Annotated in this window: 17 protein-coding genes and 1 pseudogene; 12 read left to right on the forward strand and 6 right to left on the reverse strand. The window is 44.9% G+C overall.

Translation table 11 applies throughout. From position 1 onward, the window contains the following. The first annotated feature begins 266 nt into the window (after positions 1 to 266). The 4 genes from FEF09_RS04325 to FEF09_RS04340 are packed head-to-tail and all read left to right on the forward strand — an operon-like array spanning position 267 to position 3046. Positions 267 to 908 (forward strand): hypothetical protein, encoded by a 642-nt coding sequence (locus tag FEF09_RS04325; RefSeq protein WP_146303968.1) that lies wholly within the window; start codon positions 267 to 269, stop codon positions 906 to 908. 44 nt (positions 909 to 952) lie between these two features. Next, positions 953 to 1252 carry a winged helix-turn-helix domain-containing protein gene (locus FEF09_RS04330; protein ID WP_146303969.1) on the forward strand — a complete coding sequence of 100 codons (300 nt, stop codon included), beginning with the start codon at positions 953 to 955 and terminating at the stop codon, positions 1250 to 1252. Positions 1253 to 1304: 52 nt separating this feature from the next. Continuing rightward, positions 1305 to 2660, forward strand: a complete 1356-nt coding sequence (gene creD / locus FEF09_RS04335) for a cell envelope integrity protein CreD (protein ID WP_146303970.1) — start codon at positions 1305 to 1307, stop codon at positions 2658 to 2660. A 20-nt stretch (positions 2661 to 2680) separates the two neighbouring features. Further along, entirely contained in the window at positions 2681 to 3046 is a 366-nt protein-coding gene (locus tag FEF09_RS04340; RefSeq protein ID WP_146303971.1) for a diacylglycerol kinase family protein, read from the forward strand. A gap of 56 nt (positions 3047 to 3102) precedes the next feature. Here FEF09_RS04340 and FEF09_RS04345 read toward each other — a convergent pair whose 3' ends face one another. After that, the gene (locus FEF09_RS04345; protein ID WP_146303972.1) at positions 3103 to 6489 is read right to left on the reverse strand and encodes a hypothetical protein; all 3387 of its coding nucleotides are present in this window, start codon (positions 6487 to 6489) and stop codon (positions 3103 to 3105) included. A 56-nt stretch (positions 6490 to 6545) separates the two neighbouring features. Here FEF09_RS04345 and FEF09_RS04350 point away from each other — a divergent pair, with 56 nt between their 5' ends. Beyond that, complete coding sequence (locus FEF09_RS04350; RefSeq protein ID WP_146303973.1) at positions 6546 to 7184, forward strand: MBL fold metallo-hydrolase; 639 nt, start codon at positions 6546 to 6548, stop codon at positions 7182 to 7184. Between the two features lie 5 nt (positions 7185 to 7189). On the opposite strand, the gene FEF09_RS04355 is transcribed toward FEF09_RS04350, so the two are convergent. Both FEF09_RS04355 and arfB read right to left on the reverse strand, forming a co-directional pair. Further along, a complete protein-coding gene (locus FEF09_RS04355; RefSeq protein ID WP_146303974.1) occupies positions 7190 to 8728 on the reverse strand; it encodes a polysaccharide biosynthesis C-terminal domain-containing protein in 1539 nt (512 codons plus the stop codon). 25 nt (positions 8729 to 8753) lie between these two features. Continuing rightward, positions 8754 to 9134: pseudogene (gene arfB / locus FEF09_RS04360) on the reverse strand (alternative ribosome rescue aminoacyl-tRNA hydrolase ArfB); the annotation flags it as partial. Positions 9135 to 9237: 103 nt separating this feature from the next. Here arfB and FEF09_RS04365 point away from each other — a divergent pair. Genes FEF09_RS04365 through FEF09_RS04385 form a run of 5 tightly spaced genes read left to right on the forward strand, consistent with a single transcriptional unit; the run spans position 9238 to position 13883 of the window. Next, positions 9238 to 10599, forward strand: coding sequence for a hypothetical protein (locus FEF09_RS04365; protein ID WP_146303976.1), 1362 nt, complete (start codon positions 9238 to 9240; stop codon positions 10597 to 10599). Between the two features lie 41 nt (positions 10600 to 10640). Next, a complete protein-coding gene (dtd, locus tag FEF09_RS04370) occupies positions 10641 to 11093 on the forward strand; it encodes a D-aminoacyl-tRNA deacylase (protein WP_146303977.1) in 453 nt (150 codons plus the stop codon). Positions 11094 to 11101: 8 nt separating this feature from the next. After that, on the forward strand, positions 11102 to 11428 hold the full coding sequence (locus tag FEF09_RS04375) for a nucleotide pyrophosphohydrolase (RefSeq protein ID WP_146303978.1): 327 nt from the start codon (positions 11102 to 11104) through the stop codon (positions 11426 to 11428). Positions 11429 to 11454: 26 nt separating this feature from the next. Continuing rightward, on the forward strand, positions 11455 to 12408 hold the full coding sequence (locus tag FEF09_RS04380; RefSeq protein ID WP_146303979.1) for a YihY/virulence factor BrkB family protein: 954 nt from the start codon (positions 11455 to 11457) through the stop codon (positions 12406 to 12408). 44 nt (positions 12409 to 12452) lie between these two features. Further along, positions 12453 to 13883 carry a glycine--tRNA ligase gene (locus tag FEF09_RS04385; protein ID WP_146303980.1) on the forward strand — a complete coding sequence of 477 codons (1431 nt, stop codon included), beginning with the start codon at positions 12453 to 12455 and terminating at the stop codon, positions 13881 to 13883. Between the two features lie 66 nt (positions 13884 to 13949). Here FEF09_RS04385 and FEF09_RS04390 read toward each other — a convergent pair whose 3' ends face one another. Further along, on the reverse strand, positions 13950 to 14669 hold the full coding sequence (locus tag FEF09_RS04390) for a ferredoxin--NADP reductase (protein WP_146303981.1): 720 nt from the start codon (positions 14667 to 14669) through the stop codon (positions 13950 to 13952). A gap of 113 nt (positions 14670 to 14782) precedes the next feature. On the opposite strand from FEF09_RS04390, the gene mfd reads away from it, so the two are divergent. Then, positions 14783 to 18163, forward strand: a complete 3381-nt coding sequence (mfd, locus tag FEF09_RS04395) for a transcription-repair coupling factor (protein ID WP_146303982.1) — start codon at positions 14783 to 14785, stop codon at positions 18161 to 18163. A gap of 77 nt (positions 18164 to 18240) precedes the next feature. Here the strand turns inward: mfd and FEF09_RS04400 are convergent, their stop codons facing one another. After that, a complete protein-coding gene (locus FEF09_RS04400) occupies positions 18241 to 20193 on the reverse strand; it encodes a lectin-like domain-containing protein (protein WP_146303983.1) in 1953 nt (650 codons plus the stop codon). A gap of 222 nt (positions 20194 to 20415) precedes the next feature. Between FEF09_RS04400 and FEF09_RS04405 the strand changes: the two genes are divergently transcribed. Continuing rightward, complete coding sequence (locus FEF09_RS04405) at positions 20416 to 21120, forward strand: SIMPL domain-containing protein (protein ID WP_146303984.1); 705 nt, start codon at positions 20416 to 20418, stop codon at positions 21118 to 21120. A 75-nt stretch (positions 21121 to 21195) separates the two neighbouring features. Here the strand turns inward: FEF09_RS04405 and FEF09_RS04410 are convergent, their stop codons facing one another. Then, complete coding sequence (locus FEF09_RS04410; RefSeq protein WP_146303985.1) at positions 21196 to 22587, reverse strand: SusD/RagB family nutrient-binding outer membrane lipoprotein; 1392 nt, start codon at positions 22585 to 22587, stop codon at positions 21196 to 21198. Positions 22588 to 22592 lie beyond the last annotated feature (5 nt).

Here is a 22592-nt window from a genome sequence, read left to right on the forward strand (position 1 = left end):
GAAACGGCACTTTCGTTCCCGGTCACGTTCGCCGGGGCCGCTACAAGAATGGTAGTGGTGGCTGTAGTACAATCATTTTAGCTGTTATATTCCTATACCTTTTATCTCATTGTATTTGAGATGCTTATCCATTTCCATCGCAAGCCGGCAGTATAAACGCTGCCGGCTATATTTTATCTCCTCCCTCCTGTCCTGACCCATAAAAGAAAAATATATTTTGTCGTCTCCCCAAAATATGTAACTTTGATTCACAAAGTACTTTAAGTATGACAGAACAGCAACACCTGCAAACATTAAGTGATATCAAACGAATCATGGAGCGCAGCAGCCGCTTTTTATCCTTAAGCGGATTGAGTGGTGTTTTTGCTGGTGCTTCCGCACTTGCAGGTGCCGGTACTGCGCTGGTCCTTTTCCGCGCATACTATGACAGATGGGAAGTCAGAGGTCATTATGATGATGGTGATTTCTCGCTACTCAGGCTGCAGCTGATCATTTTAGGCTTTGTGGTAATGTTCCTGGCTGCTGCCGGCGGACTCTATTTCACCTGGAGACGCGCCAAAAAGAATAACCTGCCGGTGTACGATGCCACTTCCCGGAAAGTACTCATTAATGGTATGATTCCTATGGCCGCTGGTGGTGCTTTTATAGTGGGGCTTATGTATAACGGACTGGATGTACTCATAGCGCCTTCCTGTCTGGTGTTTTACGGTATGGCCGTATTGAATGCCAGTAAGTATACAGTATCCGATACGAAATATTTAGGTATCGCAGAAATAGCCCTGGGAATATTAAATGTTTTCTTTTTGCGCAGAGGGCTTTACTTTTGGGCTGTCGGTTTTGGTGTCATGCATATCTTCTACGGCATTGTAATGTGGTGGAAATATGAGCGGAATACAGCTGAAGAGTGAGCCGGTGCTGTATGGTATCAATTTTTTGAATAAATGATGAACTCGTGATCAATCCCATAGGTAACTTAAATAAGATATTTGACAGCCGTATACGGCTGGGGGTCATGAGCATCCTGATGGTGAATGAGGAAGTGAGCTTTAATGACCTGAAGCAGATGCTGGAATTGACCGATGGTAACCTCGCCTCCCATCTCAGTACACTGGAGGAGAATGGTTTTCTGAAAGTACATAAGGGTTTTGTAGGTCGCAAAACCAATACAACCTATTCTATTACGAAGGCTGGTGAAAAGGCTTTCAAAGGCCACCTGGCCGCGCTCGAAAATATGATCCGTTCTATGGATTGATTTTTTTTGCCTTTATACTTTGAAATACAAAGCACTTTAAAATATAGTTAATATGGAAACAACGAATATGAATGATGGCGCAGGTAGCCGTGATGTATCCTCCCGCCAGCTCCCGGACTCAGGAGAGCCCAGCCCCTCTTTTTTTGAACGTTATGCCTATGGTATTAAAGCCCTGCTCATAGGTATTCTGGTCCTGCTACTGCTGATACCTGCTAATATGATTATGGGGCTGATATCTGAAAGAGAACAACGTCAGTTTGAAGCCAAAGGAGAAGTGAGTGGTAAATGGGGAGATGCCCAGACGATCACCGGTCCTGTATTGGTAATACCCTACTACAGCAAACCTAATGTGGTATCTAATGCCATCTTCCTGCCTGAAAAGCTGAAAGTTAATGGTCAGTTGATGCCGGAAATCCGTAGAAGAGGCATCTATGAAGTAGCCGTGTATACTTCCCGCCTCGACATCAGTGGCGCCTTTTCCAAACTCGATCTCAGCGAATTAAATATCCCTCCGGCAGCAGTATTATTGAAAGATGCTTATCTCGCCGTTGGCGTGAATGATATGCGCGGTATCAGTAATCAGGCGGGTGTACAATGGAATGGACAGACCTATTATTTTAACCCGGGTATTGCTGCTGCTGATTTGTTTCCTAACGGAATGCAGGTAAAGGTGCCTTTATCAATGTCTGACAGTGGTATCGTATCTGGCAACTTTGCAGTGAATCTCGAACTGAAAGGCTCCGGTCAGTTGTTCTTCTCTCCTGTGGGAAAAACAACATCAGTAGAAATGAAGTCCAACTGGACTAACCCAAGTTTTGATGGGGCCTTTCTGCCCAATGCGCATAACGTGGACGACAAAGGTTTTACTGCTGCCTGGCAGGTTTCCAACCTGAACCGCAATTTCCCACAAAGCTGGGTTGGTAATAATAGTAACCTCCATTCTGCTGACTTTGGCGTGAAACTGTTCCTGCCTGTCGATACCTATCAGCAATCAACCCGTGCTGTCAAATACGCTATATTAATTATCGGTCTTTCATTCCTTGTTTATTACTTCATTGAGCTCTTACAGCGATATTCCGTTCATCCATTACAATATATATTGATAGGCGTGGCCTTGTGTGTATTCTATACCCTGCTGATCGCCCTTGCTGAACAACTCAATTTTAGCATTGCTTACCTGATAGCTGCTGTTATGACCATCGGACTGGTCTCCTTCTATACGGCGAGCGTATTACGAAGTGTCCGTCTGGCTGCTGGTATCGGAGGAGCCCTTTCTTTGCTCTATGGATTTATCTACGTGATCATCCGTTCTGAAGATCAGGCGCTCTTAATGGGGAGTCTTGGCCTCTTCATAATACTGGCCATTGTGATGTACTTTAGCCGGAGAATTAAATGGGGAGAATTATAAACCAGTAAATCAAGATATTCATGCAAACCGGTCGTTATCTGCAACAACGTATACGAAGTTTTAAATACGCCATTCAGGGAATTATAGCTTTTCTGCGTAGTGAACCTCATGCACGTATTCATGCCATCGCAACAGTGCTGGTGATAGCGGCCGGTTTTTATTACAGATTGTCAGCCAGCCAATGGCTCCCTATACTGATCGTCATCGGCATGGTGTGGATTACCGAGATGTTGAATACTGTTGTTGAAAAGATCATGGACCATTTGTCCCCGGACTATCACCCCCGGGTGAAGTGGATCAAAGATGTTGCTGCGGGGGCGGTACTTGTTGCGGCATTGATCGCAGCTATTACAGGAGCTGTCATTTTTATCCCTATCCTGTATTAAAACAAAAGGGGCTCGTTATTCAACGAGCCCCTGCTTTTTATAGATTAATCCGATTATTAGAAGTCAACTCCCAATCCAAAATACCAGATTGGTTTGCCACGGAAGAATGCTACTGCCGGCCAGCCTGCATCTATTCTCAGGAAATAACCAGCGAGAGATGTACGGGCGCCGAAACCATAACCTCCTACAAATGGTCCGAGGAAACCTTCTTTCACTTTCACCGTTACTGTTCCATCACTTCCTGTATAGTAAGTGTAATTGGCGTCTTTGAAGCTCAGCTTCTCGTTCCAGGCAGTTCCGATGTCGATGAAGCTGGTCACCTGGAAGTTACGGACAACCTGTGAGTTGATCGGTTTGTTCATGAAGGTTGCAAATACCGGGAGACGTAATTCCGTATTGAGTACCATTACGTTATTACCGTTACGGGCATTCTGTTTGTAACCACGCAGTGGTGTTGCCAGTGTCTGATAAGCATAGTTTGCGTTCATATTCACTGGTGTATTTGGATTGATTTTAGGTGTCAGCCAGTTGTCACTACCACCCAGATAATATAACAGCTTACGTGTACCCCATGAGAGGTCAGCGGAGAAGCGGGTAGCCCAGATAAAGTTGCGGTAAATAGAGTGGTAATGTCTTACGTCAATACCCATATTATACGTGAACTTACCTTTACCAGCAGCAGCCCCCTGATCAAATATATCATTCAGGTCACCGTTGATCTGTGCATTCATATCACCATAGATCTTATAACGGGTGCCGTGCCAGATGTTCGTAGCTGGGTTAATGGTATTGTCATACACATATTCCAGACGAAGTAATGCATAGTTGTCAGCATAGTCTTTCATCTTCAGCGTAGTAGCCTCAGATGCTGCCACAACAAACTTGTCATTACGCAGACCTGCCTGTAAACGGATACTTCTTGCCTGATCGAATGGATAACGCACGTCGAACTGGAAGAGGTTTGTTTTCAGTTTGGCCGGGAAATCCAGCACTACAGTACCGTCGGTACCGAGACTGCTGTATTTGTCCACTCTGCGGTAGTAAGTGAATTTATAATCAAAGCGTTTTTTCAGATAAGCACCAGAGATAAAGTACTCAGTACCATCCAGGCTGGAAGGGAATCTGAAACCACCATTGATCTTCACATCTTCCATCAGATCGCTCACACCGATACGGATCAGACCATTTACAGGGTCAGCCAGTCTGATCGGACTTACCGGAGGACCGGTAAATGGCTGGTATCTGTTGATCAGGACTGAGTTATCCAGTTGGAGTATTAAGTAATCTGATGAGAATTTCCATTTATAAGGCAGCAGTTTGGCCTTTTTCAGTACCGGCTCTATCAGCGGGATTTGTAATGCCATTGCTTCTGCGGCAGCTGCGGTATCTGGTGCTTCCTGCGCAAACTCGCTCTGGAAGAAATCACCATGTTTTGCGGTATCTGTCTGGGCCTTCTCATGATAGGTCGGCAGACCAAGACGAATACTATCCTCATGCATCTGACGAGACCTGAAGGTAGTCGGACGGCTGTTGACATTTCTCTTACGCAGTGTTACCGTATCGATTTTCAGTTTCTGGAGGTTTTTGAAACCATACTGCTGAATTACCTGAGATACTTCTGACTGGTCACCTGCCCCTCTGGATTCTTTGATACCATAGGAGTAGTTCGACATCGGGAAAGTATAGGTAGAGTCTTTGGTCAGAGAAACAGCCATTACAGAATCCGGAGCGGTAGCACCATATTCCGCCAGTGCAGAATCAAGATCCGCTTTGTCAGGGTTGTGGAGGATTTCAGAACCTACGAAGAACAGGGAGTCAACTCCGGCTCTCTCAGTTTTGAAGAAACCTGCATAACGGTTACGGATACCGTTTACGTCAGATACAAACGTAAAGTGGGTTGTGTTATACTGTAATGGTGAACGGGCATCACCATATTTCATGTCTGTCAGCTGGGATATCTGCTTGTCCGCACTCTTGTTAAAGTTGTCGATCAGGAAGATGTTATAATGCCCTGCAGGCAGTATAGTGTCGCCTGTTTTCGCAGTTGGTGAAGGCCTGTTAGAAGAGTAGATAATACCACTCTTACCGGGGAACGATACAAAAGATGGATCCAGATCATCATACACATCGTTAGTGATTTGTTCAGCCGTCTTTTTGTTGATGCTGTAAGTGTAGATATCTGTATGTCCATTCTTCACCGCAGACAACAACAGGGAGTTGTCATATTCGAAGAAGTATTTTACATCGATGATCCTGTCAAACCTTGGCAGATCTTCTTTCGTGCTGGTTCTTGTAACCAGATCATAGACCATGAGTTTGGTAACTCCTTCATGTTCATACACGATCGCCAGACGATTACCTTTCTGGTTCCATGCCAGCAGCGGATAGTTAGGGTCCAGCTGGCTGGACTGCATTCTTACCCCGCTGCGCAACAGCACTTTAGGCTTCATGTCGGCAAACTGGATCTGTACTTTATACAGGCCTTTGGAGAATTCAACCACCGCATAGTAGTTGCTCTTCGGGTTAGCCTGGAAACGATAGAAGTCTGATTTGTTCAATTCTCTGGATACAACGGTACGCGCACCACGTGTACTTTGACGACGGCGGCGGTTGTCATCCTGATAACGTTTCGTATTGAATATCATGAAGTCTTTGAGCGCATTTTTAGGTTTCTGGTTCAGTACCTGCTCAAAGCCCTTTTTAAGTGCACGGTTAATACGGGATATATACATCAGATAAGGCACTGCATCCTTACCATATTTACTTTCTACATAATACCAGAACGCATGTCCGGCCAGAGTTGGTTTTTCGTAGGCCAGCTGGTAAAAGTCTTTATATCTGCCGGATTGAATGGCATCTTTCAGCTCATCATCCAGTTGGGTGTTCCAGTTTTCAGCCGCATATGCAATAAATCCATCTGTGAACCATTTAGGGAAATCGATCAGGATCGTATTACCCGCAAACTCTCCGATATCTTCTCCAAACAGCAGGTTTTCAAGCATCACACGGGCAATACCTTCACGTATCTGACGGTAGAGGTGTTGGTGGTCGCCATCAAAGTAGACGATCAGCTTGTTGCCCACCAGCTTGGTAATCCCCCCGGTATTCTGCCATTCAACGCCAATGCCTATATTCGACTGCTTCATTTCTCCGAAGCTGTTGTATACCACAATATTCACGCGCTGACGAAAGGTAAATTCCATGAACTGCTCCAGCTGCGGTAATTCCTTTTCTGCCACCTGTGCCACATATTTCCCCAGCTCAAGACCGTTTTGGCTGAAGTACGTATTAAAATGACGGGTTTGATAATAACGCCATTTGAAATTCTTATGCTGTATGCGGTTCTGCCCAAATTCCACGGTATTGGTCTGTGCCTGAGATAGATACGGGCCAAGTAATAGGGTACCGGTAATTATTAATAACCTGGTAATAAGTCGGTTCATACAGAAAGTATTGATAATATTGCGTTCTGAATTAAAAATAGCAAAAATCGGCAACAATGATGGAAATACAACATTTCACCTTTAATCCGTTTCAGGAAAATACCTATTTACTCATTAACGAAAAAAAGGAATGTATAATTATAGATCCGGGCTGTTATTTTGAAGAAGAAAGGAAACAATTACTGAGTTATATCGAAAAAGAGGGGCTTAAAGTTACACGCCTGCTCAATACGCATTGCCATATTGACCATATTTTCGGCAATAAGCTGGTGGCTGATACATATGGCGTAGGACTGGAAATGCACCCCCTGGACAAAATTGTACTGGACCGCTCTCCTGAAATAGGGAAAATGTATAATATCCCATTTGACCCCTCCCCTGAGCCGGTTCGCTTCCTCGAAGATGGTGAAAAGATAACTTTCGGAGATGACGAACTGGAGGTCCTGCTGACACCCGGTCATTCACCAGGCAGTGTATGCTTTTATTCCGCTACCGGAAAATTTATGATTGGTGGAGATGTACTGTTCTTCCAGAGCATCGGTCGTACCGATCTTCCCGGAGGCAGTCATCAAACCTTATTAAACAGCATACATGAGAAATTGTTCGTATTACCCGATGAAGTAAGGGTATATCCGGGACATGGACAGTCCACAACCATCGGATACGAAAAGCAGCATAACCCCTTCCTGCAATAGGGAAATCAGATTTTTGCTATGTATTTGCCAATGAACGGGAGCCTGGAAAACTCTTTCTTCTCCATTTTTAGCAGGAACCAGATATACGCGCAGAAGAAAACTGTCGCCACGGTAAGCGATAATGGACTCAGCGCATAGATGTCACGGGGAGAGAACAGGGTCCTGTTCAACAGGTCATATACATAGAAAGTGCCTACCGCGCCTAAAATGTAGGTGAGTATACGCGGAAGGTGATAAGGCACCGGGTAATATTTTTGTCCGAGTACATAACAAATGGCCATCTGCACAAAATAACAGGCCATCGTAGCCAGTGCAGCCCCCAAATACCCCATGACAGGAATCCACCACCAGTTCAGCAGAAATGCCAGTACCGCCGTGACGATTGTGATCATCGCCCCGGTTTTGGTCCGGTCAGTCAGTTTAAACCAGATGGTCAGGTTGTAGTAAATACCAAGGAACATATTGGCCAGCAGAAGGATAGGCACGATCTTCATGCCGGGATAGTATTCCGGTTTACGAAGGAATATTTTCCAGACGTTCAGGTATAGCCCTACAAACAGGAACATCATGCAAAGCAGTACCACAAACAACTTCATGATACGGGCATACATTTTCTGCGGATCCTTGCCCTCAGCTTGTTTGAAGAAAAACGGCTCCGCCCCTAACTTAAATGCCTGTATGAACATAGTGATCAGGATCGCCAGTTTGTAGTTAGCTGCATAGATCCCGATCAGCTCTTTTTTGTCGTTCAGGTCGTTTCCCGGCAGGAATTCGGGCAGGAACCACGCCCTGTCAAAGGTCTCATTCACCATACCCGCCATGCCGAAGAAGATCAGCGGAACGGAATAATTCAGCATCTGCCGCCACAAGACTTTGTCAAATTTCCAGCTGATGCGCATCAGTTGTGGCAGGAATAATAAAAAGGTAACCCCGCTTCCCAGCATATTACTCAGATACACATACCCCAGCTGATTACCACCGGGACGTATCTCCGGCAGCCATGTATGACCTGCTGCATACAGTTTTGGGATTACTACGAGGAATATGACGTTAAACGCAATAGTGGTAATAATACCCGTCAGACGTATAAAAGCATAGCGTACCGGTCTGTTTTCCATACGCAGTTGCGCAAAAGGAATCGCAGTCAGGGCATCAAATGCCATGATCAGCACCAAAGAGGTATAAAATCCCGGATGCCCGCCAAGTCCGCCCAGTTCGCCGATATATGAATTGATAATCGATCCCCTGAACAGTAACAATATGATGGTAAAGCTGATGGTCGAAAATAACAGGGAGATTGTTGAGGTGCTCAGAACGGATTGGCTGTTTTCCTTTTTAGCAAAACGGAAGAAGGCCGTTTCCATCCCATAAGTGAGTATAATATTCATGAAAGGCACATAGGCATATACTGTAGACATCTCCCCATAGGAAGCCTGTGTCATCAGCTCCAGATAGAGGGGGGTAAGGAAGTAGTTAAGCAGCTTACTCGCAATGTTACTAAAGCCGTAATAGATCGTTTGTCCTGCCAGTGATTTTATACTCAATGCCCTGAAATTTTTCCAAAATTAACTATTCCAGCCCTTTCCGGCGCTGCTGTTTTTTCTCGGATAGCTGTTTTTTAAGCTGGATTCTTTTCTCCCGCACCGCTTTAGACGGTCTGGTAGGTACCCGCTTTTTAGGCTTGATGAGTGCTTTACTCACCAGTTCGTTCATTTTTTTTATGACCAGTTGTTTGTTTCCCAGCTGGGTACGCTCTTCTTGTGAGCGGACCTGCAACAGGCCTTCTGCATTGATGCGGTGGGCCAGTTTTTCCTGTACCAGTGTCTTTTGTTCCTGGGTTAACAATACTGACGCGGCGACCTCGAAATATCCCTCTACCATGGTCTCCACTTTGTTTACATTTTGTCCGCCTTTACCCCCGCTTCTGGCTGTGCGGAAGGTGATTTCAGCGGAAAGATCTAAGCTCATTAATTAACGTTTCTTTATAATTGATTGTCGTAATTTAATAAAGGTAAATGATTTTATTTGCCGCCCACCCTTAATCCTGTGCTATATGGCTCTTTTTACACCCATTCAATTACGCGTTCTGAAAACAAGCTGGATACCAGCACTCCTGATATGGTCGATCACAGCCTTTTGTATGTTGAATAACATTGTCCGTCAGGACAATTTTGAATATATCAGATATGGTGGATTCGCATTAATGACGGTATTGCCCCTCTTTATTACAGCAGTATGGGAAATGTTGATAAAGAAGGAATGGAAGCATGCGGCTATAATAGCAATGGCGGTAATGTTAACTGCCGCAATACAGGTAGGTTTGAGTAAGTTACTGATGCAAAGGACTGATCTCGATATGAGATTTCTTCTGGAGAAGATTAACACCTTCGCTGTACTGCTGCTCATCTTTATTACCCGGTTTTATCTTGCAGGTATGAGCGATAAACTGAATGCTGCACTGGTGGGAGCCCTGATCTATTTTCTGATGCCTAAAGATGGTATACCATTAAACAGTCTGCAGCTGGCCCGTGATCTGCCGGTGTTGTCGCTGTTCTCCTCCTATACTAAAATAGCACTCGCACTGCCTGTCGGATATTGTTGTTTCATCTGCTACTATGTGATTGTCTTCCTGATAGAAAACAGTTATAAAAGGCAGTTCTACAGCATGTTATTGCAGTCAAAAGTACAGACGCTTGCAAAATGGGAATATTTCTTCCTGTTCCTGTCTATGTGTTTTGTCTATATAGGAGCAATCGGTGTATTGGATACCAATATTTATCAGTTTTTCGAAGAAGGTCCGCAGCCACTGCCAGTGGCGGGATATATGCTCTTTTCTACACTGGGGATGATCCTCCTGTTATACGCAGTGGCCGGATTGATGCGCAATGTCGTTACCAGCCGGGCATTGACCGTCGGAAAATATTCCTTCTGGACCTTGCTGTTACATTATGTACCGGTAATCAATATCGGTGCCGTAAGCTGGTTGTTCTTTGCAAAAGAAACAGCTGCCACCGCATCTGAGCACGCAAACACTTATATGCAACAGGACAGAACATCAGCACAGCATATTATGATTGCCGCAGGCATTCTGGTTACAGTTTTTAACATCTATATGCTGCTGACACAACCCACAGGATTGCGACTGCCTGTTATCGGTCTTATCGGTGCATTATATCTGGCCAAGATTATCGGCTATGCCCGTTTGCGTACCGGTAAAGCCGCTGTAGGACTGGTAATGTCTCTGAATGTAATTACCGTATTATTTGCGAATAGCGGCCACCTGATACTGATCATGGCATTGCTTTACCTCTATTACTATCTGTTACTGGAGCTTTTCTGTCCCAAACTGGAAATGGAAGATACCATGAAGATCCAGGAGCCGGAAACCGGCGATATTTTCACTCATACCGCATAATTCTTTAATTTCCCGGCGCAATAAATTGATCTGTTACACATATGCGTGCAGTTATACAACGCGTGTCCCGGGCATCCGTGACCGTAGACGGGAATATTACAGGTAATATCAATACCGGGCTGCTGGTATTATTGGGTATTGAAGATGCCGATAATACAGAAGATATTATCTGGCTGAGTAATAAAATCGTGAACCTCCGTATTTTTAACGACGAAGAAGGTGTAATGAACCGTTCGGTGAAAGAAGTGGACGGAGATGTCTTGCTTGTCAGCCAGTTCACTCTGCATGCTGCCACCAAAAAAGGAAACCGCCCCTCCTATATCCGCGCCAGCAAACCGGATATTGCAGTACCCCTGTATGAACAGATGATCAGTCAGTTAGAACAGGATCTGGGGAAAAAGGTCCCTACCGGCATTTTTGGTGCAGATATGAAGGTAGATCTGTTGAACGACGGTCCCGTTACTATCATTATTGACACAAAAGCAAAAGAATAATCAGCAATATGACTATCAAAGAAGCACAGGAACAGATTGACGGCTGGATCAGGACCGTCGGTGTCCGCTATTTCAGCGAACTGACCAATATGGCTATTCTGACCGAAGAAGTAGGGGAAGTTGCCCGTATTATGGCCCGCCAATATGGGGAGCAGTCCAGTAAAGAATCTGATAAAAAGAAAGAACTGGCCGATGAACTGGCCGACGTAATGTGGGTGCTACTTTGCATTGCCAATCAGACAGGCGTGGATATGACTGCTGCACTGGAGAAGAATTTTGAGAAAAAGAACATCCGTGACGCCAACCGGCACAAGAACAATGAGAAGCTGCAATAAGGCAGGTTTTTTGTTAAAGCAATCATATGAAGATCCCGTCTATAGTAATAACCTACTGGCAGATCCTGAAACAGACTGTCAATGACTTTATGGATGATAAGGTGCTCAAGCTCAGTGCAGCATTATCCTATTACACTATCTTTTCCATTGCGCCGATGCTCATTGTGATCATCACCTTGTGTGACGTATTTCTGGGGAAAGAAGCCATTGAAGGCAGTGTGTACGGGCAGATCAATGATATGGTGGGTAATGAGGCCGCCCTGCAGATACAGCAGATGATCAAGAATGCGGCGCTTTCCGGAGATTCCACGGTGGCTACTGTAATCGGGATCGTGACCCTGATCATTGGTGCTACCAGTGTATTTGGCGAAATTCAGGACTCTATCAACTTCATCTGGCAGCTGAAAGCCAAGCCCAAGAATGGCCTGTTGAAAATGCTGCTCAACCGTCTGTTGTCTTTCTCCATGGTGGTCAGCCTCGGATTCATTCTGATGGTATCTCTGGCGATGAACGGTATCATAGAACTGTTCAGCCGACAGCTGGCGATCCTGTTCCCACAGGTGACCATGGTATTGGTATACATTATCAATCTGGCATTGACCTTCCTGATCATCAGTTTCCTCTTTGCGATTATCTTCAAAGTGCTGCCTGACGCAAAAGTGAGGTGGAAGCATGTGATCGTGGGTGCTGTCACCACCGCTATCCTCTTTATGATCGGGAAATTCGCGATCGGCATGTATCTGGGATCGAGTAAGGTCGGGACTGCCTATGGGGCGGCCGGGTCTATCGTCATTATCCTCCTTTGGGTGTACTATTCGGCCATAATCCTGTATTTTGGGGCGGAATTTACGCAGGTGTACGTCCAGCATTTCGGCGGAAAGATCAGACCCAATGAATATGCCGTGTATGTGAAGGAAGTGCCCGTAGAGACGGACGAATTGCCGGTAACAGCCCCTGTGACCAATGAAAAAGGTAAATAACAGGCTCCTTTAATTCCGAAAACCCTTATTATATTTGCGCCACTATGGCTACAGATCAGAACAAATTCCAGGCGATTATCTCGCATTGTAAAGAATACGGCTTCGTATTCCAGTCCAGTGAAATATATGACGGCTTAAGTGCAGTCTATGACTATGGCCAGAACGGAGCACAGTTGAAAAAGAATATCCGTGACTATTGGTGGAAAAGCATGACCCAGATGCATGAGAATATCGTGGGGATCGATGCTGCCATCTTTATGCATCCAACTACCTGGAAGGCATCTGGTCACGTTGATAATTTCAGCGATCCGATGATCGATAATAAAGACAGTAAAAAACGCTATCGTGTAGACCACCTGATTGAAGGTCATGCAGAAAACCTCTCTGAAGAAGCAGGTAAAGCATTACTGGAACAGATGGATAATCTGTTGAAAGAGAATGACTTCGCAGGTCTGAAGAAGCTGATAGAAGATAATAAAATTGCTTGTTCTGTAAGTAAAACCGTAAACTGGACAGACGTGCGTCAGTTTAATCTGATGTTCTCTACTCAGTTGGGTAGTGTAACCGATGAAGCGAGTGAAATTTACCTGCGTCCGGAAACAGCTCAGGGTATCTTCGTGAACTTCCTGAATGTGCAGAAAACCGGTCGTATGAAAATACCTTTTGGTATCGCACAAACAGGTAAAGCTTTCCGTAATGAGATCGTAGCCCGTCAGTTTATCTTCCGTATGCGTGAATTTGAGCAGATGGAAATGCAATTCTTCATCCGCCCTGGCACGCAGAAAGAATGGTATGCTTACTGGAAGGAAGAGCGTCTGAAATGGCACCTTAGTCTGGGCGTATCTCCTGAAAGCTACCGTTACCACGATCACGTAAAGCTGGCGCATTATGCGGATGCAGCTGTTGATATCGAGTATGAATTCCCGATCGGTTTCAAAGAAGTAGAGGGCATTCACTCCCGCACAGACTTTGACCTGAAAAGCCATCAGGAATACAGCAAGAAAAAAATACAATACTTCGATACAGAAATTAACCAGAACTACATCCCTTATGTGATAGAAACCTCTATCGGTCTGGATCGTATGTTCCTGTTGACTATCTGTGCCGCATACGAAGAGCAGGATCTCACTAAAGATGGTAAAGAAGATAGCCGTGTGGTGTTGAAATTCCCTGCTAAACTGGCTCCTGTCCAGCTGGCAATTTTCCCGCTGACCAAAAAGGATGGTTTGCCGGAAATCGCAAAAGAACTGATGGACAGCTGTAAATCAGCTTTCTATTGCTTCTATGAAGAGAAAGATGCCATCGGTAGGCGTTACCGTCGTCAGGATGCTATCGGTACCCCATTCTGTGTAACGATCGATCACCAGACTAAAGAAGATGGTACTGTTACTATCCGCTATCGTGATAACATGGAGCAGGAAAGAATCCCGATGGATAAGGTGAAAGAGCTCGTGCTGAACAAGATCAACGAATAGAAAATAAGTATAAATTATAGAAAGGCCGCATCCCCGGATGCGGCCTTTCTTATTGTAGTATATCTTTTAGCCATATAACTCCTGGTGAATGTCATGTTTGTCATAACCCAGTGCCAGTATACGGTGTTTGGCCTCATCTATCATGTTTTTCCAGCCACACAGGAAGAAATGCGCCGGCTGATGCTGTGCCAGCTCCTCATAAATAAGATGTACATAGCCTTTCCTGCCGGTCCATTTGTCGTCATCTCTGGAAAGTGTAGGCGTGTAATGGAAATCCGTCAATTCTCTCTCTAAGTCCCACATTTCTGCCGCATAAAGCAGATCACACTGCTGCCGGCATCCATAAATAAGATGAATAGGCGGATGGGGCAGGTCATGCGCCTTTATATACTGCGCCATAGCCCTGAAGGGAGCAATACCGGTGCCTGTACAGATAAAAAACAGGTCCTTATCCAGCTGCTCGGGTAATACAAAGTGTCCCAGCGGCCCTTTTAATATTAACTCACTCCCCTCCTTGATATGGTTGAAGAGGTAATTCGTGCCTGCCCCTCCTTCCAGTAATACAATTACCAGTTCGATGGTATTGGTACCATCCGGTGGGGAGGCAATGGAGTAGCTGCGCCAGCGTTTGTTCTTTTGTTCGTGTATGGGAAGATCGAGGGTGACAAACTGCCCGGCTTTGAAGCTGAAGTGCTCCAGCTCGGGGATCTGTATCCAGAACCTGCGTGTGTTATGGGTTTCCTGTACGATACGGGTCACCAGTCCCTTATGCCATTGGTCCGCCATTTGTGTGGAATTTATTTATACTAAATATAACCAATTTAGTCCGTAAGCGGCTGGCCCTATAAGGTATACCATTTATGGACTGATAACAGTAATTCCGTATCTTTGCAACCCTCATGAATATACAGGCTGTTTTACAACTGTACCAGCGAGACTCCCGCCTGCAACAGCTGGTGAAAGGGATACATTTGTCCGATCCACAATATTTTCAATTAACAGGATTAACCGGAAGTGCCACCACATTTGTAGCTGCGGGAGCTTGGGAAATGGCGAATTCCGTTAATCATCTTTTCATTCTCAATGATAGAGAAGAGGCCGCCTATTTTCATAATGACCTGGAGTCAATCACCCAGGGGCTGGACATCTTCTACTTTCCGGACTCTTTTAAAAAGGCCGGCTTCTTCAACGAGATCAACAGTAGTCATAGTATGCTGCGCACGGAGGCGCTGATGAAGTTCTCCGGCAATGCCGTACACAAAAAGGTATTAGTCACCTACCCCGAAGCACTCTGGGAAAAGGTAGCTGCTTCTGTTGCTTATACGGGCAACATGGTACAGCTGAAAGTTGGCGACGTACTGAAGGTAGATGACCTGCTGAATAAACTCGTTACCTGGGGCTTTGAGTTCACTGACTTTGTGTATGAGCCGGGACAATATGCCCTGCGTGGAGGTATCCTCGATATCTACTCGTTTGGTAATGAAAAGCCGTACCGTATTGAATTGTTTGGAGAAGATATCGACTCCATCCGTCTGTTTGATCCGGAAAGCCAATTGAGCGAACGTAAGCTGAATCAGGTGACGCTGATCGCCAATATGGATACACAGGGGCTGAAACACGAGAAAGCTTCCCTGCTGGACTTCCTGCCTGAAAATACCATCGTCTGGATGAAAGACCCCGGCTATGTACAGGAAGTGATCCTTCAGCTGGAAGAAAGACTGGATGCCTTCCTGCAGACAGGCCAACAGGTGAAGGTGGGTGATGACGATACAATCGCACTGGCAGAAGCTGACTTTGTAAAGGCACATACGATGATGCAGGATCTGCTGCGCAGACACTGTATCGTATTTGGCAATCGCCAGTGGTGGGCAGATACCAATCGTTCTTTCACACCACTGAACTTTGAAACGCAGGAACAACCTGTCTTTAACAGACAGTTTGAAATGTTGATCAAAGATCTCGATGCACACAACAAAAACAAATACACACTTTTCATCTTCGCAGAAAATGCCCGTCAGCTGGAAAGGTTGCGTAGCATCTTTGAAGATCTGAAAGCTGATTTTACTTTCTTCCCGATCCCCTCTCCTGTCAGCCATGGCTTTATCGATCATTCTCTGAAACTGGTGTGTTATACTGACCACCAGATCTTCCAGCGTTATCATAAATACAAGGTTAAACAGGCCTACAACAAGAACAAAGCGATTACAATGAAAACCCTGCGTGAACTGCAGGCAGGCGATTTCGTAACGCATATCGATCATGGTGTAGGTGTGTATAGTGGTTTACAGAAGATTGAAGTCGGTGGTAAAATGCAGGAAGCTATCCGTATTATCTACAAGAACAATGACCTCTTGTATGTAAACATCAACTCCCTGCATAAGATCAGCAAGTATTCCGGCAAAGAAGGTGTTGAACCCCGTGTAAATAAACTGGGTAGTGATGCATGGGATAAGCTGAAAGAAAAAGCAAAAACACAGGTTAAGGATATTGCGAAAGATCTGATCCAGTTGTATGCTGCGCGTAAGGCCCAGACAGGGTTCCCTCACTCGCCGGATACCTATCTGCAAACAGAGCTGGAAGCATCTTTCCTGTACGAAGATACACCTGATCAGAGCAAAGCAACTGCTGACGTAAAACGTGATATGCAGTCGCCCGCTCCAATGGATCGCCTCGTGTGTGGTGATGTTGGTTTTGGTAAAACAGAAATTGCAGTACGTGCCGCATTTAAGTCTATCGTTGATGGGAAACAGGCTGCTGTACTGGTGCCTACTACAATCCTTGCATTCCAGCACTATAAGACTTTCTCAGAACGTCTGAAAGATTTCCCCTGCACAGTCGATTATCTGAACCGTTTCAAATCGGCGAAAGAAAAGAAGGAAACATTGCAAAGACTGGCCGAAGGAAAGATCGATATTATCATCGGTACGCATGCCCTGCTGAGTAAGGATGTGAAGTTTAAAGACCTCGGCGTAATGGTGGTCGATGAAGAACAGAAATTCGGTGTAGCTGCAAAAGAAAAACTGAAGCAGCTGAAGATAAACGTAGATACATTGACGCTAACTGCAACACCTATACCGAGAACCTTGCAGTTCTCATTAATGGGTGCAAGAGACCTGTCAGTGATCAACACTCCTCCGCCTAACAGACAGCCGATAGAAACAGAAGTACACGTCTTTGATCATGATCTGATCCGTGATGCGATTTACTACGAAACAGAGCGTGGTGGACAGGTATACTTTGTATACAACCGTGTGAAAGGTTTAGGTGAAATGAGCAGTCTGATCAAAGGTCTGTGTCCTGATCTTTCTATTGCTACTGCGCATGGTCAGATGGAAGGTCATCAGCTGGAAGAAGTGATCCTCGACTTTATCGATCGCAAATATGATGTACTGGTGTGTACTAATATCGTAGAAAGCGGTGTGGATATTCCGAATGCCAATACGATCATCATCAACAATGCGCATCACTTTGGATTGAGTGATCTGCATCAGCTACGTGGACGTGTAGGACGTAGTAATAAAAAAGCATTCTGTTATCTGCTGGCTCCTCCTATCAGTACATTGCCCGGCGATAGCCGCAAGCGTCTGCAGACACTGGAACAACATAGTGAGCTGGGTAGTGGATTCCAGATTGCAATGCGTGACCTTGATATCCGTGGAGCAGGTAATCTCTTAGGGGGTGAACAAAGCGGATTCATGGCAGAGATAGGCTTTGATATGTATCAGAAGATCCTTGATGAAGCGATCCGTGAGTTGAAGCAGAATGAATTCCGTGATCTCTTTAAAGATCAGCTGGAAGAGAAGAAAGACTTCGTCAGTGACTGTACCATCGATACTGATCTGGAGATATTGATTCCTGACAGTTATGTGGAAAGTATACAGGAGCGTCTGAACCTTTATCAGGAGCTTGATAATATCACGCTTGAAAGTAAACTACAGGCATTTGAAGTAGAAATGCAGGACCGTTTCGGACCGGTACCAGAGCCGGTAAAAGACTTGTTCTGTATGATTCGTTGTCGTTGGATGGCGATCAAATTAGGATTCGAAAAAATGATGCTGAAAGAGGAAAAATTGCGTTGTTATTTCATCAACAATCCTGATTCTCCTTACTTCGAATCACCGACTTTCAATCATATTCTTACTTATCTGCAAACGAGAGTGAACAATGCAAAGCTCAGACAGGTAGGAAAGAACTTTATGCTGGTGGCAGATAAGATAGCGACGATGAGTGACCTGCACGATTTTCTGAAGAATATGGAAGAAGCAAGAAATGAGAAATAACGCCGCATTGGTCTATAAAAAAAGGATGGCTCTTCACTACTGAAGAGCCATCCTTTTTTATATTATTTATCCTGATGTTACCTTACAATTGTCACCGTTCCCCTCCTGTTAAATATTTGTCCTCTGTAATCCGTTCCCTGTATCATCCATACATAGGTGCCTGCCGGCATCTGCTGCCCTTTATAGGTACCATCCCAGCCCGTAGAAAGCGATTGCGTGCGGAATACCTCCTGTCCCCATCTGTTCCACACACAGAAGAAATCCAGTGTTGCAACACCCGGAGAAATGGCTCTGAAAATATCGTTTAAGCCATCATTATTCGGAGAGAATGCAGTAGGGACATAAAAGTCCGGACCGGCATATACCTTAATGTGTATCGTATCCATATCAATACAGCCCTGCGGCGATGTGACTGTCAGATAATATGTCTGATCATTATTCAATATAGCCGTCGGATTGGCGGTATAAGGATCTGTGAGGCCATTATCAGGTGCCCAGCTGAATTGCAGGTTATTACCGCTGGTAATGGCTTGTAGCTGTAAGGGTTGTCCACGGGCAATGAGTGTATCATTTCCCAGATCCAGTTTGATATCAGATACGGTTACGGGTATGTAGGCCGTATCCGAGAAGCAGCCTTTGGTACTGAGCACATGTAAAGAGGCTTCATATTCTCCTCCCTCCGGATAGATATAATCGATATTTTGTACTGTCTGCTTTTGTCCGTTACCCATATCCCAATACCACTGCGCCAGCGGAATAGCAGGTGTTAGATCTGTTCCCGTAAATGCAACAGGTTCTCCGATGCACACGCTTTCACCTGCAGCGGCAATCTCTGGCGTCGTATATACGTTGACAGTTTTGGAGATCTCTGCACCACAACCTTCAGAACTGGTCACCTGCAATTTTATGGTGTATGTGCCTGTATTATCATAGCTGAATACGGGTGTCTGTGTTGTCGCAATAGTACCGTTGCCCATATCCCATACCCATTGACGCAATGTGCCCACGTCCAGTTTTGTCTGGTCTGTGATATTAACAATGCGGCCTGTACAAAGGGAATCGTAAGAGAAATCAGGGATAGGATAGCTGCCAATGGTAATATCTTGTTTCATCGTATCAGATACACAGCCGCTGTTATCTTCTATGAGCAGTTTCACCTGATACTTACCCGGTTTGGCGTATTGATGTGGTGGAGGATCGGGTACAGAAGCGGTAGTGCCATCTCCGAAATCCCAGCGCCAGCGCGTGATACTGCCAAATGATTTCGAGTTGTCTGCAAAGACAATGGCGGAACCATCACAGAAAAGTTGGTTGCTGTTAAATTCCAGCTGGGGACGTAATGCAGCACAGAACTGTTGTTTGTTGGACGCTCCGCCGGTGGCAGCACCAAAGCCCCAGAATACCATCGGATCACCGCCAAACACTTCTGCTACGAGATCTTTCTGTATACTTAAACGCAGAGAATCATCCATGCTCACTTCCAGTTGTTTGGATGCCGCATCCCATTTAATATGAAAGATGTGCCAGTTACAGTCCTCAATGTTATCGTTGTTTGCCAGCGCTGTAACAGGGCCTGCAAGATTATTGGCGCTGCTGTGTGAAATGTCTCCGTTGATCTGGATAGATACGTGATCGTAGTAAGGATCGCCATCATCCATATTCTGCCAGGTATCTATAATAACGCCGAGAGAAGGTCTGATATTCTGAAAGCCTATGCCCTGACCTGTGGCCCCAAGGTTTGTTCCCTGCGTTTGCAGAATAAAACCGATCCCATCTGCACCGTTTTCATCTTTACAACCCAGGTTTACATCAAAATAATAATCAAAGGAATTATTCAGGCTGATCTTATTCTTATTCCATACTGTACCGCTCGAAGTACCCTGATCTTCTGTAAGCACATAACAATTACATGTCCGTTGTGTCGCTGCCCCATTCAATATATATGGGGTCTGTAGTTGAGCATGTACCGGTGTATGGGATAAAAAAAGAAGCCAGCACAATCCTGCAATAAGCAACAATGCTCTGGTCATAGGCTAATACTGTGTCAGTAAAATAAAAAAAATAATCAGTGTAACATATCCCCGACTTACACGTTACAGGCAGATACTCCATATATCTTTAATCATAAAGTGTTGAGCACTGGTATACTGGGAAAATATTTTTTTACCCCTTTATGGAATCGGGATATTTTATCGCATCATATAGGCAAACAACGGAAACTAATATTCATTTTAACATCAAATCACAACAGTATGAAAAAGGTAATGTTTTTACTGGCAGGAATACTCGTAGCAACTTTCAGTCAGGCACAGCAGACAGACAACAGGCCTCCTGTTAAGAAAATTGAAGTAACAGGCTCCGCAGAGATCGAAATCACTCCCGATGAGATATACCTCGATATCTCCCTGCGCGAGTTCAAAAATAAAACAACTAAAGTAGACATGAATACACTGGAACTCCAGTTACAGAAAGCAGTAAAAGAAGCTGGTATCCCTGCCGGTGATCTGACTATTGCCAATGTATTTGGTACTAACTATGACCAGTGGTGGACTAAAAAAAAGAAAGATCCTGATTTCATGGCGCGTAAACAATACCGTCTTAAACTGAGCAACCTTGATAAAGTAAACAGCATTCTGGGTGGTGTAGATGATGAAGGTATTGAAAGCGTAAACATCAGCAGCTATACACACAGTAAAATGGAAGATTACCGCAAACAGGTAAAAACCAAAGCTTTACAGGCTGCTAAAGCAAAAGCTACCTATATGCTGGAAGCAATCGGTGACAACATCGGTGGTGTATTGGAAGTACAGGAAATCAACACTGACAACTATGCAGATGTTCAGCCAGTGGCTTTCTCTAATGCCCGTTTAATGGCAGCTGATGCAGTGGCAGATCCTGCTGCTTTCAAGAAAATAAAAGTACGTGCAGAAGTAAGAGCGGTGTTCTTCATCAAATAATTACTGTCGCATAAATAGAAAAAGGGAGCATGCTTGACAGCTGCTCCCTTTATTTTTGTTACATATCCATCTATATCAGCTATCCCACCATATTTTGTCGGTGAGTTTTGCTTTTTGTAAATCCTGTGGATTGGCACTGATCTCATTCAAAGGATACAGGAACCTGCGGGGCAGACTTGTAACCGTATTATTAGGGATCATTTTCAATGCCGGATAACCCGTACGTCTCCAGTCTGTATAATTTTCTACAGAGAGGAAATTAGCGGTCGCTTTTTCTTCAATAATCAGTTGCAGAGCGTTATTCGCAGTCAGTACCCCCCTTTTAGATAAGAAAGTCTTTGCGGCTGCGCTGTTGGTATCAACGCCGAGTTTAAGGATATTACCAGCTACAGCCTGTCTGAATGCCGGTTGAGCAGCGTCATAACCTGAAGTGATATAGTTGGCTTCTGCTTTCAGAAATAATGCTTCTGCTGCATTTAATATATAGACCTTTGATCCGATAGCACCATAGAAGTTACCGGCCACAGAAAAGTCCTGTAATGCACCGGCGCCGGTACCAATCACATTGCCATTGTATTTACCGGTATTCTCAGCTTTACTCACCAGATATGGCAGACGGGGATCTGCATATTTCGTCAGGGAGTCTACATAATGTGATGACAATACTAATGTAGAGGTGTTATAAAAATGCAGATACCACGCGTTAGATGAAGTGGAGGAACCATTGTAACTGAATGCACAGTCATCCTCATTACTGCTCATACCGTTGCTGAGTGCCGTCAGTGCAAGATTAGCCTGTGTTTTTGCGTCATATCCCGGTGCTTTTGTAAGGTGCATATAATACCGCGCTTTCAACGTATACGCCATCTTTATCCACTTGCTCATATCACCGGCATAGTAATAATCATCTGTGCCGGGTGTGCTGCCTGCATCTGATTGCAATTGTGTGATGGCTTCGTCAAGTAATGATTGTATGCTCTTGTAAACATCTTCCTGTTTATCGTAAGCCGGTGTGGTATTGCCTGTGCCGGCAAAAGCGGTTGAATTGGGAATATCTCCCCACAGATCAGTTGCAGTGCCTAATGTATAGGCTTTTAATACTTTGGCGATGCCCGCGTATTTAAGATTACCATTGGCACTGGCCTGCTTATCCAATATAGTAACGTTGTTCAGCACAACAACATAGAATGAATTCCAGAAGTCGTCGAAATTCGAACTGGTCACCATGTAATTGGCTGTATTGGGCATCGGCTGATTAGGCACACAGTTCTGCATCCACTGATTTACCAGTGTGGCGGCATTCCCTGCGGCTATATATTGGGAGACACCTGCTTCGAGTGGTGCCAGTAAAAGCGATTCTGACACATCAGAAGGCACGTTTGGATTCTGGTTGACATCAAGGTACTTGCTGCAGGCAGACAGTGTTATACCCGCCAGCAATGCTATAATTGTGAATGGTCTTTTCATGTTGC

This window comes from Chitinophaga pinensis, from assembly GCF_007896845.1.
Taxonomy (GTDB): Bacteria; Bacteroidota; Bacteroidia; order Chitinophagales; family Chitinophagaceae; genus Chitinophaga; species Chitinophaga pinensis_C.

Excerpts from the sequence above, each read along its gene's own strand:
- FEF09_RS04410 (WP_146303985.1), bottom strand. The coding sequence starts at position 22,587 with ATGAAAAGACCATTCACAATTATAGCATTGCTGGCGGGTATAACACTG.
- FEF09_RS04325 (WP_146303968.1), top strand. The coding sequence starts at position 267 with ATGACAGAACAGCAACACCTGCAAACATTAAGTGATATCAAACGAATC.
- FEF09_RS04365 (WP_146303976.1), top strand. The coding sequence starts at position 9,238 with ATGGCTCTTTTTACACCCATTCAATTACGCGTTCTGAAAACAAGCTGG.
- FEF09_RS04385 (WP_146303980.1), top strand. The coding sequence starts at position 12,453 with ATGGCTACAGATCAGAACAAATTCCAGGCGATTATCTCGCATTGTAAA.
- FEF09_RS04375 (WP_146303978.1), top strand. The coding sequence starts at position 11,102 with ATGACTATCAAAGAAGCACAGGAACAGATTGACGGCTGGATCAGGACC.
- FEF09_RS04380 (WP_146303979.1), top strand. The coding sequence starts at position 11,455 with ATGAAGATCCCGTCTATAGTAATAACCTACTGGCAGATCCTGAAACAG.
- FEF09_RS04350 (WP_146303973.1), top strand. The coding sequence starts at position 6,546 with ATGATGGAAATACAACATTTCACCTTTAATCCGTTTCAGGAAAATACC.
- FEF09_RS04345 (WP_146303972.1), bottom strand. The coding sequence starts at position 6,489 with ATGAACCGACTTATTACCAGGTTATTAATAATTACCGGTACCCTATTA.
- mfd (WP_146303982.1), top strand. The coding sequence starts at position 14,783 with ATGAATATACAGGCTGTTTTACAACTGTACCAGCGAGACTCCCGCCTG.
- FEF09_RS04400 (WP_146303983.1), bottom strand. The coding sequence starts at position 20,193 with ATGACCAGAGCATTGTTGCTTATTGCAGGATTGTGCTGGCTTCTTTTT.
- FEF09_RS04340 (WP_146303971.1), top strand. The coding sequence starts at position 2,681 with ATGCAAACCGGTCGTTATCTGCAACAACGTATACGAAGTTTTAAATAC.
- dtd (WP_146303977.1), top strand. The coding sequence starts at position 10,641 with ATGCGTGCAGTTATACAACGCGTGTCCCGGGCATCCGTGACCGTAGAC.
- FEF09_RS04405 (WP_146303984.1), top strand. The coding sequence starts at position 20,416 with ATGAAAAAGGTAATGTTTTTACTGGCAGGAATACTCGTAGCAACTTTC.
- FEF09_RS04390 (WP_146303981.1), bottom strand. The coding sequence starts at position 14,669 with ATGGCGGACCAATGGCATAAGGGACTGGTGACCCGTATCGTACAGGAA.
- creD (WP_146303970.1), top strand. The coding sequence starts at position 1,305 with ATGGAAACAACGAATATGAATGATGGCGCAGGTAGCCGTGATGTATCC.